Here is an 11,493-nt window from a genome sequence, read left to right as displayed (position 1 = left end):
AATTTCTTCACATCGACGCGGTGCCGGCGGAGGGCGTAACCGACTTGCCGAGGTGTGATGCCAAGCAGGCGGGCCGCTTTTGCCTGCACCCAGCCTGCTCTTTCCATAGCATCGATCAAGCGGTCTCGCTCGGTTAGACGAGGTGAGGTTGCCGGACAAGACGGGTCAGCGGGATCACAGATCTTCACGGGAGCTGCGATTGGTCGCGGTTCGCGTCCAGCCTCTGCGCCAAGGACGTGAGCGCCTTCGGGCGATTGACCACCTTTAGCAAGCTCATCGACTGCTCTAATGGTGCTTGGATCTGCATCCCCCCTCCAGAGGCGCGCGGAAAAGCATTGGCCGTTTTGGCACGCAAAGTCACACGAGACAATCGTTGTCGAGCGGGCAAGGGTGGCGGTCCTCCGGACGCAATTTTCGAGCTCCCGAACATTACCCGGAAAGTAGCATCGGGAGATTAGATCGATCGCTGAAGCCGCAAACTCCATGCTCCGACCGTTCTCCTCGTTGAACCGGTCGAGGAATACTTGCGCGAGGCGCGGTATGTCACCCGATCTTGCCCGAAGAGGCGGCAAAAGAATTGGAACGACGCTGATTCGGTAGTACAAGTCTGCCCTGAATTCTCCTCTGGCGACCGCCATCTCTAGATCTTTGTTCGTAGCGCAGATAAGACGGACATCAACCTTTAACGTCTTCATTCCGCCAAGGCGCTCTAGCTCACCCTCCTGTAAGACGCGCAGAAGTTTAGCTTGAAAGGCCGCCGAGATTTCTCCAATCTCGTCGAGTAGCAGGGTTCCTCCATTCGCCAGCTCAAACCGGCCCGCGCGCTGCCCAGTAGCTCCTGTGAATGCACCCTTCTCATGTCCGAAAAGCTCCGACTCTAAGAGTGTTTCCGGCAGCGCGGCGCAATTCAGCTTGACGAATGGCTTTTTTGCGCGTGGAGAAAGCGCATGGATCGCCTTCGCGAAGAATTCCTTTCCGGTCCCGCTTTCACCGCGCAGAAGTACGGTGGTGTTCGTCATAGCTGCGGCCGAAGCGATATCGAGGACCTGCTTTAACGCTGGGCTGTCACCGACGATCCAGTCAACCTTGCTTCGCTGCTCCAATTGCGACTTTCGAACCGCCTCATCCGGCTTTGAGCCGACCGCGACGACCTGACGATCCGATCCCCTAAGCTCACGATCCGACTTAATTGCCTTACCGAGGAGAGTTGCCACCATTGTCAGAAAACGCACGTCATCGTCAAAGCAACCTGCGCCTGAATCATGAAGGTAGCGATCGATCCAAAGTGCTCCTAGCGTTTCCTGCTCAGCTTGCAATGGCAAGCCGATGAACGTCACTGCCGCCGTCTCTCCACGCGGAGCCTTAGAAGGTTCATGTAGAAATAGCGCTGACGTTCCAATGTCTTTTACGATAAGGGGCCGAGCGCTCTTGACGATATGCTCAAGTAGACCTTCCGGAAGGCCGCGATCGGCGGCATTGTTCGAAGTTTCGATCATCACCGAGAGGGCAGGGTCTTCTTTTCCAGCACTTACTGTGATTGCCCCGCGGCGCAACGGTAGAAGAGATGGAAGCACCTTAGCGACACTGGCCAATCTTCTATCCAGACGCATAGGGGCAGCGAGTAGCCTCGATACTTCGTGGAGCTCGCTGCCCTTCGTCGCTTCTGGCGTTTCGCTCGAAAATCTTCGCAAAGGACCAACTTCATCAATGCGAGCACGAGACGCGGTCGCTCTTACTCCTCAGGTTGATTGCTGCATTAAATACAACCAATGTATGTGTATATAAGCAGCGTTATGTAATTTAGTGGCCATTCCTTAAATTACAAGCTTCTTTGACAAATAGGACTCAACGAGCGGATGTGGCAGACTCGCGTCATCTAATTTCTATCCAAACTCGGACAGCACCCCAAAACGCCTCACAAAGACTTAGATGGGATTTGAACGCCAGTGGGATATGGCGGGACCCTTGTAGGCGTTCCGACAATAGGATGTTCCGCTACGACCTCGGTGCCTCGCCGAAGCGCTTGAGGACGCTCTCGAAGGGCACAAACGTGGAATTGCGGCCAATTTTGTGTTCAGTAGCAGAAAGAGGGTCATGATCCTGCAAGACTTTAAAAACGCGGTGGTGCAGCGGCGCCGAAGTCACGAAGTCTTCGTAGGCTCGTTTGAGAGTGGCGCGCGCGCGCGCGGCGACAAGTTCTTGAGGAGCATCTTCGAGATCCTCGTCTGCAAGATACTGGCCCATGCGCTTCATGATATGCAGACGGGACGTCTCAAGCACCCTGCGCTCATATGCGACACCGAGTGTTTCGAAGAAATCTTCCGCTGCCGAAAGATTTCTCAGCTGCGAAAGGACTTCCACAACGCTTATGGGCCTGCTGTTATCGGGATTAGTTTTCATTGCTTTCTCCGATTGTATTCTTCTGCCGGCGAAAATTCTTCTCGCTCGTGGGATTGCTGGAGCCTACCCTCACCATCTAGAGGCTGAATTTATTCTCAAGGTGTCAAGCAATGGACCGGAGACGCGCCACAATCTCTGGTAAAACGCCGACCACGTGGTCGATATCCTCATCAGAGTTGTCCCGCGGAAGGGAGAAGCGGATGGCCCCACTTGCGGAGGCTTCTTTAACGCCCCGGCTGAAAGAACGTGACTTGGTCGAACTGATTCTGATCTCCAGGCGGCGCCCGACAGCCTGCTGTGTCCAGGCAGTCGCTTCCACCCTATCTGGTCGGGCCCTAGGAGACCGCGATGACCCTGGCACGCCCGGCGACAGTGCAGATTCAGATACCGTGGTCGCTAGGCAAATGACTTGCCACAGTCGCAGGGGGCCGTGGCGTTCGGGTTGTGGAATACGAAACCGGAATCTTCCAAGGTGGTTACGAAGTCGACTCTTAGGCCATTGACAAATGCTTGCGAGCCTTTGTCGATAAACAAACACAAACCTCCTGTCTCCACAACGGCGTCGCCCGGCGCTCGGCTGGTCTCTACCGCCATCACATACTTGAATCCCGCGCAGCCCCCTTCCTCAATTTTGATGCGCAGGCCTTTAGCAGGCTCCACATTCTGTTCAATGGCGGCTTTCATTGCCGCAATAGCGCTATCAGTGAGAGTGATCATGGGTCCTTCCTTTCTTCGTCTTTGTGTTTGCTGCATTTGTCGTGCCAACCTTGCTCGCCGGCTCCCCGTTGAGAAATAGGCGCGAAACTGGAGCGGCGGTCGCAAGGGAAGCGGGTGAGGGGATATTGCGTCTTGTGTATTTCAAGGCTGTTGCCGGAGCGTCGACAAAAAGTTTGGCGATCGCGGAACGGAATGGCACGGTTTTTGATGCCTCCCGATAGCCGGCTATTTGTGGTCGACTTACCCTGAGGAGTATCATTTCTATGTCGGATGGCAGCGAGAATACGGTGGTGACCGCCCGATTTCGAAACAGGGGTGTTCGGACGATCACAGAGCGCAGTTCTCGCAGAAAATTCCGCCTCGCGGACACGTGGGGTTGGCCGAGAATGGACGTGGAGATGGACTTTGACGATTATGTACTCGCTAGGATCTTCTCGAGAGCACTCGAGGAAGTCGAAGCGGGAGAGGCTTCCGTGACAGAAGCGACGGGTCTTTCCCGAGAGGAAGTCAAAAACATCGTATACTGCTGCTTTCCTCTAAAGCTGATCGGCTCCCTCGCGATCGACCAAATAAAGGACTCGGAGCCCGGCGTAGAGGAGGGACTACTTCGCGACATTCTTCTGGCTCATGCCTGCCCCGATAGCCAAGCGAGCGTGCGCTTCGCCAAAATAGTCGCTAGACGCTGTATGAGAGACGGTCATCTTTGGCAAGAGCTTGGACTCGCCGAGCGGGGCGAACTCCATCGATTGATGGCTACGCATTTCCCCCGCCTTGCTGCTGGCAATAAAGATAACATGAGGTGGAAAAAGTACCTCTACCGAACCCTTTGCGAGTCAGAGGGTTTTGCTTTGTGCAAGTCCCCAAGCTGCAGCGACTGCGCGGACCGTGAAGCATGCTTTGAGCCTGATGATCCCAGCTGATCCTCCCGCATAGGCCTGATCACACGGTCGATCGCGTTTTGAACTCCCGGAGTCGGCGAAAGGAAGAGGGTATATTCATCGTCTCTCGGTATTTCGCGACCGTCCGCCGTGCGATATCGATTCCGACGCGTCTTAATTCGGCTACCATTTCGTCGTCGGAAAGAACGCTATTCTCATCCTCTGCCGCGATCATCGCCTTGATCCGGTGGCGAATGGCCTCCGCAGAATGAGCCTCGCCTCCTTCTGAGGACGCGATCGACGATGTGAAGAAATATTTCAGCTCGAACACACCGCGTGGCGTGAGCATGTACTTATTCGCAGTCACACGGCTAACAGTCGACTCGTGCATCTCAATAGCTTCAGCGACCGTTCTAAGGTTTAGCGGGCGAAGGTGAGCAACGCCATGCTCCAAGAAGGCACCCTGCTGGCGCACGATTTCGCTCGCCACCTTGAGGATGGTTTTTGCACGCTGATCTAGACTGCGAACAAGCCAGTTCGCACTTTGAAAACACTCGCTGAGGAACGCTTGCTCACTTGAATTGTGTCGAGATCGCGAGACTTCCGCAAAATAACTCTGGTTCAGCAGCACCCTCGGTAAAAGCTCAGGCGTGAGCTCGATCTGCCATCCGCCGGCAGGGGATGGCAGTACTCGGACATCAGCGATGATTGCCTCAGGTGCGCCCGAGTGGTACCGGTTGCCGGGTTTGGGATCAAGGGACCTTATCTCTTGCAGCATCTCCAGGAGATCTTCCTCATCGACGTCGCAACGATGCTTCAAGGCACGAAAGTTTCGCTGCGCAAGCAGCGGCAGGTTTGCAACCAACGCTTCCATGGCAGGATCTAACCTGTCTCGCTGACGCAATTGTATCTCAAGGCATTCTCTGAGATCTCTCGCGAAAATGCCGATTGGGTCAAAGCCTTGCAAAATTCTGAGTATTCGCTCTAGCTCGCTCTCCGGAAAGTTGGTCACCGCAGCGATCTCGCGAAGGTCGGCATGAAGATAGCCCGTATCATCCAGATGATCTGCAAGTGCACGCGCGATCAGTCTTTCATCGCACCTAAACGGGGTAAGGGCGATCTGGCGGTCTACGTTTTCGTGAAGAGTTTCGGGCGCGGCAGCATACTCCTCAAAGCTCGGCATTGAATTGCCCGCCGATGCGTCGGGGCTGCTACGGGTGGATTTCCATTCGCTTTGGGACGTCGATCCGTCGGAACTCGCCGACATAGCACCTTGGCTCTCAAGAGAGCCAGGCTCCGCGCTGCCCTGCGGCAGGCGACACGACCCACTGTCGGGCGCAAGTTCCAAGAAAGGATTTTTCTCCAGTTCCTGTTCGATGAACTGGCGTAACTCACCATGGGCAAACTGTAGGAGACGGATCGACTGTATGAGCTGGGGCGTGAAAACCAGCGATTGGGACTGCCGCTGTGTGAGGCTTGCTGAATACTGCATCCTAAGAGTGACTCCTGATTGACTTAGGGCAGGTAGACTATTTCCTACATTAAGCTTCGGCGGCCCGCTTCAACCGCTCGAAGATATTTTGCGGCGAGGAAGCCCCATATGGATCTTCTTCGCAGTTGTCGGAACACCCTTCTTCCTCGAACAATTGCTCGATAGTGCCGTCATCGATCACTGCCGCATAGCGCCAAGAGCGCATGCCAAATCCTATGTTATCCTTTGCCACCAGCATGCCCATCTTGCGGGTGAATTCGCCAGAGCCATCTGGGATAAGCTTCACTTTCTCCAAACCCAACGACTTACCCCAAGCATTCATCACGAAGGCATCGTTGACGGCTAAACAGTAGATCTCGTCGATGCCTATCTCCCGAAATCGGTCATAGAATTTCTCGAAATCCGGGACTTGAAACGTTGAACATGTTGGCGTGAACGCGCCGGGAAGGGCGAAAAGTAATACCCGCTTATGGTCGAAGAAATCCGAAGATGACTTTTTCTCCCATCGGTAGGGATTTGAGCCGTCCATAGCTTCATCGCGTACACGAGTGTGGAATACGACGGACGGTACTTTCATTCTAGCGGCCACGCTGCATCCTCGTCGGTCTGTCATTCGGCGTTGCTAATCATAGCAAAGCAAACACTATGCCAACTGGCGGCGATTGCAGACAAGCGCTGGTATCTTGGTGCGACGGTGATTGCCGCCAAGTGAACGATTTCGGCCATCGGTCTGTCGGGAACCCAACAGTTTTTGGACAAATGAGCCAGCCTGGCGCGTGGGCGCGATTGCAGCAGTGTCGTGCACGCGCTCATTGGCTCTGTAGACAAAGATAGATGTATTCACTCAGGAGGAGGATCGACGAAATGTGGAGGCAGGATCCGGGTTTTCGTATGGCGGGATCCGACGCAATGGTAATGATCTCATTGGCGGTTTTTGCGACAAGACACGCCTCGTCGGCTGTTATCGCAATGGAGTGCGCGCCGGCAGTGCTCGCCGATGAAAGGAATTGCCATAATTCTTTCGTTGCCTCTGGCCAGAGTAGTCCGACGGCGACGCAAGACTTATTGAGCGTTCGAGCAAGTTCAGGTGAGCTCGCGCAGACAATGGGGAGACCGGTCCAGGCAAGGCGGGACGCGAGGATGTCAGCGCAGACGGAAGACGCGCCGGCTCCGAGCACGACGATCCTCTTCGCAGATCGCAAGCGACCGGCCAGCTTGATGACCTGTTGCTCATCGATCAAGCGAGCAGAGGCGGCGACAGCGCTTTGCAGAGTCTCGCTCAGAAGAGCGAGCTCCTTAGGGATATACAGGTTCTCTGTCGAGCACTCACCGCGTGAACCGATAAACTTCGCTTTTTCTAGTTCTCCATTAAGAGCGATTTTGAACTCGCGGAAGCCGGAGTATCCCAATCTGCGGCAAAATCGCACTATCGACGCAGACCCGCTGTCTACATGGTGAGCGAAATCGTCGATGGATGAATTTATGACGAACTCTGGATCCTCAATTATTGATGCGGCCACACGTGCGAGCGCCGGAGGATATGCGCTAATAGCTGCGCGAATCCTATCGAGCAGAAGAGGATCGAGATGCACTGTGCCTCTCATGTTCGATCCGGCAGTAGTTTCACGTTGGCGTCGGCTGACGGTTCTTCACGTGCAGGCCGAGAAATGCTAGTTTCGGAGGGTTCCTGCTCGCGCTCAACCGGCTTACTACCAAGAATGCCTAGTGACATGAATTCTGGGATCTTCTTCCGACGGAGGGGAAAGAGCGCTCGAAGGTCTTCCCCATGCTTGCTTAGAGGGTCTTCCTTGAACCTTGCCACTTTATAGGCAAGGACCTCCGCCAACGTTAGGCGCATGCCAAGCTCCCTATCGGCAACGAGTTGTGGAGTTTCTCCGCATCCGATGACCCAATTTAATACAACCGCGGTTCCAAGCTTCTTGAATTTTACCTCTAGCTCATTTTCAAGCTGACGGAAGCTCGACACTTTAAAGCCTGCTCGGATTAGCGACCTAAGATCTCTGTCGAACGCGTCCGACAGAGCATTGCCGCTCGCGTGATGAATATCGATGTCGTTCGGGACACGATCGAGGAAATCTGCGAGGATCATGCTTCCAGCAATCCAGCTATCACTGGAACGGTTGCCTGAAATTGCCAACATGGCCAATCTTGTCGTAGCGTTCATCATAACGCTGGAGCCGTCTTTTGGATAGAGAAGAGCCTATACGTGACTCCGACATCGGATGAAGGGGATGATCTAAGAAGGGTGGCACTGAGCGAATTCCTCTTAGCAATAGCCTCGAAAAGATCGTCCCTCGCGTTGCTCCCGAAGCCGAGAAGGATTCTTCCGGCTCCATTCAAACGCGACGGCCCTTCTGAAAGGAAGCGCTCTAGCAACCGATATCCGGGATCGACCGCACCCCGCTCGAGATGATCACGAAACTGGTACTGATCCGGGGCATAGTAGGATGGATAATTCCAATAAATTAGATCAAAAAGCTGGTCGGTTTGAATATTACTGAAGATGTCGCTTTGGACAACGCGGATGTTGTTAATACGATTGCGCCTCGCGTTTTCGATCGTGTTAGCGACTGCCGCCGGGTTTATATCGCATGTCAAGATTGACTTTGCTCCACTCTTCGCAAGGTGAAGTCCAGGAAGTCCGAAGCCGCAGCCAATCTCTAGGATTGCCTTGCCTTGAAATGGAGGAAAATTTTCACCAAGCCATCGCCAACTTTGGAATTCCGCTGGCGGAAAGACGCCCTCGTTCACGACTAGGTTCAGGCCGAACTCTTCCATGTGAATGGGAAATGACTGTTGCTGACTGCGGGCCAGTTTGGCTCGTACTTCATTGAGGGTATCCATTCCGTCCTCCTTAGAGCCGCTGGGCTAGACGCGGTAAGGACCGTAGTGATCCATCTGATGAATAGGCGGCTGCGGGGCCAGGTGATATTGCCAGGCCGGCATTGCAAGCAGTCCAGCCGACAGGATCAGCCGATCCCATCCAGAGAGCATCCCCGCGTGTTCAAGGAGCTCGTCCAGCCCTTCGGACTGCCCAGCCAGATACTGTTGCACGCTCCCTAATAGTGTTGACCTCGCCGCCAACAGCTGCGCACGGTTAGCGCAGAAGCGGGCATTCGCTAAAGCGTCACCATTGAAGAGAGTCGGGAGTAGTTGTTCACCGAGGATCTCAAGTAGGATGCGTAACGAGGAGTGGGTCACGCGACCGCAATCGAGAGAACTCCACACCGTATCCATTTCGCGGGAGGAGCGGCTGCGAAGGATCGCCAACTCCGCTTCCATTATCTCGGCACTATCGCTAACGTGGATGAGATTACTCGCGGCGTTATCGCAGTAAAACAAACTACGAACCGTTCCGGCCGCTGCCTTCGCGGGATGGGAGTTCCCCTTAAGATCCTGGAGAAGATGAAGTGCGTCGTGACCTTTCCAGATGGTGACGCAAACCGGCCTCATATCGAACAGATCGACCACGATTGGCCAATGGGCTCCAGATGTAGACTTTGTTAGGCGATAAAATTGTTCGATTGAGTTTCGCCCGTGAATGGAAAAGGATCGTTCATCAATTTTCAGCCCGCTCTTGAGTCGGATGAAATTGTCGAGAGAGGCTGTGAGCCCTGATCTCGCTACCTCCGGTCCGTAAACCGTCAAGCCCACAGAAGCTGTCATCCCGCTTTCCGCGCCTGTCATGATGCCTCTAATCCCGATTACCCGATACGGTGATACAGGTTGCTTTAACCTGCTTACCATCTAGCCAGTCCCTCAAGAGGTTCGCGTGCGACCCGTTGACAACGACGCCCGTGAGGCCCCGAGCGGCCATAAATTTGGCGGCGCAGGCATCGATGCAGGTGTGACCAAGCCGGGCGAGGTCAGCAGCATCTATATGCTCTATGAGCTCTGGGGGCTCGCTAGCGCCTCCGCTGCGGTACACGCCGTCAACATCCGTTAGAAACGCGACGGAAGCAGCGCCAGTTACCCAAGCGACCCATGTTGCAACGGCGTCCGAGGTGACGTCCCAACTCCAGTCCACTGGATCCATCGCGAAGAGAATACGCGAGGGAAGCAGAACTGGGACCATGCCTGCCGCTGATATCTTGCGGCATTCGCCTAAAGCGGCGGTTGCGACGAGTTTTGACGAGAATGCCCGGTCCGTCAGCAAATAGCCGGTTTGATCCTGAGCGAGGGCGCAGGCGTGATGGCTTGTGAACGCCGCTAGCGGATAGCTCGCGTCAACCGCCTCTATCGCCTTATCCGGCAGGCCGCCACCGGGCACCAGCAAAATCCGGTACCCGAACTCGACGAGCCGCTCCAACTCAGCTATCGCATCTCTGCATGTCGGAATGTCGCGCATTAGGCTGCCGCCGAACTTAACTACTAGTGAGAACCCGTATGGTGTAAAGCCCGTGCTGGACATGTGGTGCCAGTCGCTTTCTATGTTTCTGTTGCAGAGACTTTTTTGCTAAGGGAAAACGCGCTGCGCGTTACGCCGCCGTCTTGATGTCCGACGTGAGCGACGATCTGTGATCCGCGTCGTCGATCCACGTGATGTTGGATCGGCCATCGGTTTGTCTGCCGGCGCAGTTAAGTGCTTGTTTGTGGGCCTCAGTATTCATCGTAGCAGTGTCCTTAAATCATTCCCGCCAGTCTGCCGTAAGGGCTATGCGAAAGTCATGCCAACGCCCGCCCGAAGGATCGATGAAGTGCTAATCAGTGCTGCGAATGATGCGGTAATGAGCCTATGCGGCCAGGAGGGGACAGCTCCACGCGACATAAACATTGCTCGGCACGAGAATTGAAGGGCGTAGCTAGCGTGGCCCTTGCGAAAATCGACGGGCTTGGTCGCCACCATGATCCGGACACGGTTCGATGGAAAGATCATGCTGGAACCGCGCAGGCACGCGCAACAGCGGCGATCCGGGCTGCAGACGCGCCTTCTTCCAGTCGAATGGTGACGGACCCGACGATGATCTCCGGACGGCTGGTCTTTTTGATCGGCGGTTCCGAAACAGGTGGTTCGACGATGACCGCTGCGAACTCGACCGCATCCTCGGGTGCAGGCAGAACCAACTTGCCTTGCCGTGCCATCGTCCGCCACGTGGATAGGTGGTTCGGCTTCAAGCCATGTCGCTCGGCAACCTCATTCACCATCGCTCCGGGCCGAAGACTTTCGTAAACGATCTGCGCCTTTACCTCGTCCGGCCAGTGCCGGTTAACCTCACGACCAGACTTCCTGGTCGTGAGAACCTCCAATGTACTCTCCATGGAGAAACTCCCATTGCTCGTCCATGGATAGGCGATCACAGATCAGGGCGGCGAGGACAACGTGGGGACGGAACACCGGTTACCCTTAGTCAACTTTATGCGGTTGTTCGCCTTTACGGCAATCTATGCCAGCCGTCATTCAAGCTGCAGGATAAGACGCGGATCGGGGCGCGCGTGATCAAGCGCTATCATCCGCCGGCTCCACCCGCCGCTCGTTCTAGCGTGGCCGAAGCTGACAAGAAGCAGCTACAGGCAATGCTGGAAAATAGCGACCCCGTTCTGTTGTTTGCCAGCCTGCGTGCTGCACAAGAAGAGCTTGGAAGACGAGTTGATCGACGTGGTGTGAATCAGAAACTTGAGGAGCCCGTTGTTGTCGATCTCCAGCGCTTCGCCGCTTCCTGACGCTTGCTACGTTCGGTAACATCTCCCGGTGAGGCAATATGCGGGGTCAAATCTTCACTTCGCTTGACAACATCCCGCATGTGATCAGTTGAGGTCAAGTGCAGCCTTTTCACGCGACTTCGGCCGCGGTCATTAAGAGCTCCAAGATCCGTCGGTGTTTGAACGAATCGACCATTCGAGGGTAGCGAACTCGACGCCCTTGGCATATCGCATCGGCAATGGCGCCACTCTGCTAACGGAAAATGTTCAGCAGTATGAGTGGCGTCGCGCGTGGTTCCATCCCGGTCCTTGGTCGGCTTGTACTAGAGCTCCATGACAAGCACT

The 11,493-nt window shown here is 55.1% G+C and carries 13 protein-coding genes; 2 read left to right on the top strand and 11 right to left on the bottom strand.

From position 1 onward, the window contains the following. The 3 genes from nifA to BN77_RS29340 form a co-directional block, all read right to left on the bottom strand. Positions 1 to 1,610: nif-specific transcriptional activator NifA (gene nifA, locus BN77_RS29350; protein ID WP_425280271.1), on the bottom strand; the 1,610-nt coding region annotated here is incomplete at its 3' end. A 385-nt stretch (positions 1,611 to 1,995) separates the two neighbouring features. Further along, entirely contained in the window at positions 1,996 to 2,400 is a 405-nt protein-coding gene (gene nifW / locus BN77_RS29345; protein ID WP_007539184.1) for a nitrogenase stabilizing/protective protein NifW, read from the bottom strand. Positions 2,401 to 2,796: 396 nt separating this feature from the next. Continuing rightward, positions 2,797 to 3,117 (bottom strand): HesB/IscA family protein, encoded by a 321-nt coding sequence (locus BN77_RS29340; RefSeq protein WP_028748905.1) that lies wholly within the window; start codon positions 3,115 to 3,117, stop codon positions 2,797 to 2,799. A gap of 263 nt (positions 3,118 to 3,380) precedes the next feature. Here BN77_RS29340 and BN77_RS29335 point away from each other — a divergent pair, with 263 nt between their 5' ends. Next, complete coding sequence (locus BN77_RS29335) at positions 3,381 to 4,037, top strand: nitrogen fixation protein NifQ (protein WP_007539182.1); 657 nt, start codon at positions 3,381 to 3,383, stop codon at positions 4,035 to 4,037. Positions 4,038 to 4,056: 19 nt separating this feature from the next. Here BN77_RS29335 and rpoN read toward each other — a convergent pair whose 3' ends face one another. From rpoN to tnpA, 8 genes are all read right to left on the bottom strand, one after another. Further along, entirely contained in the window at positions 4,057 to 5,487 is a 1,431-nt protein-coding gene (rpoN, locus tag BN77_RS29330; RefSeq protein WP_007539180.1) for an RNA polymerase factor sigma-54, read from the bottom strand. A 49-nt stretch (positions 5,488 to 5,536) separates the two neighbouring features. Further along, positions 5,537 to 6,064 carry a peroxiredoxin gene (locus tag BN77_RS29325; protein ID WP_037076030.1) on the bottom strand — a complete coding sequence of 176 codons (528 nt, stop codon included), beginning with the start codon at positions 6,062 to 6,064 and terminating at the stop codon, positions 5,537 to 5,539. 232 nt (positions 6,065 to 6,296) lie between these two features. Continuing rightward, positions 6,297 to 7,079: a MurR/RpiR family transcriptional regulator gene (locus tag BN77_RS29320; RefSeq protein ID WP_100248177.1), complete on the bottom strand. Its 783-nt coding sequence runs from the start codon at positions 7,077 to 7,079 to the stop codon at positions 6,297 to 6,299. A gap of 8 nt (positions 7,080 to 7,087) precedes the next feature. Beyond that, positions 7,088 to 7,675, bottom strand: a complete 588-nt coding sequence (locus BN77_RS29315) for a hypothetical protein (RefSeq protein ID WP_100248175.1) — start codon at positions 7,673 to 7,675, stop codon at positions 7,088 to 7,090. Next, a complete protein-coding gene (locus BN77_RS29310) occupies positions 7,672 to 8,352 on the bottom strand; it encodes a methyltransferase (RefSeq protein ID WP_007539172.1) in 681 nt (226 codons plus the stop codon). Before BN77_RS29310 ends, BN77_RS29315 begins: the two co-directional genes overlap by 4 nt. Positions 8,353 to 8,376: 24 nt before the next feature. Further along, positions 8,377 to 9,195 carry a nucleoside-diphosphate kinase gene (locus BN77_RS29305; RefSeq protein ID WP_007539170.1) on the bottom strand — a complete coding sequence of 273 codons (819 nt, stop codon included), beginning with the start codon at positions 9,193 to 9,195 and terminating at the stop codon, positions 8,377 to 8,379. A gap of 7 nt (positions 9,196 to 9,202) precedes the next feature. After that, complete coding sequence (locus BN77_RS29300; RefSeq protein WP_007539168.1) at positions 9,203 to 9,919, bottom strand: amino acid kinase family protein; 717 nt, start codon at positions 9,917 to 9,919, stop codon at positions 9,203 to 9,205. A 461-nt stretch (positions 9,920 to 10,380) separates the two neighbouring features. Continuing rightward, the gene (tnpA, locus tag BN77_RS29295) at positions 10,381 to 10,767 is read right to left on the bottom strand and encodes an IS66-like element accessory protein TnpA (protein ID WP_007539166.1); all 387 of its coding nucleotides are present in this window, start codon (positions 10,765 to 10,767) and stop codon (positions 10,381 to 10,383) included. A 174-nt stretch (positions 10,768 to 10,941) separates the two neighbouring features. On the opposite strand from tnpA, the gene BN77_RS34525 reads away from it, so the two are divergent. After that, positions 10,942 to 11,169, top strand: a complete 228-nt coding sequence (locus BN77_RS34525) for a hypothetical protein (RefSeq protein WP_081593635.1) — start codon at positions 10,942 to 10,944, stop codon at positions 11,167 to 11,169. Positions 11,170 to 11,493 lie beyond the last annotated feature (324 nt).

The sequence above is a fragment of the Rhizobium mesoamericanum STM3625 genome (assembly GCF_000312665.1).
In the GTDB taxonomy this organism is placed as follows: domain Bacteria; phylum Pseudomonadota; class Alphaproteobacteria; order Rhizobiales; family Rhizobiaceae; genus Rhizobium; species Rhizobium mesoamericanum.
Note: the sequence above shows the minus strand (reverse complement) of the source record. Positions and strands in the feature narration are given on the sequence as shown.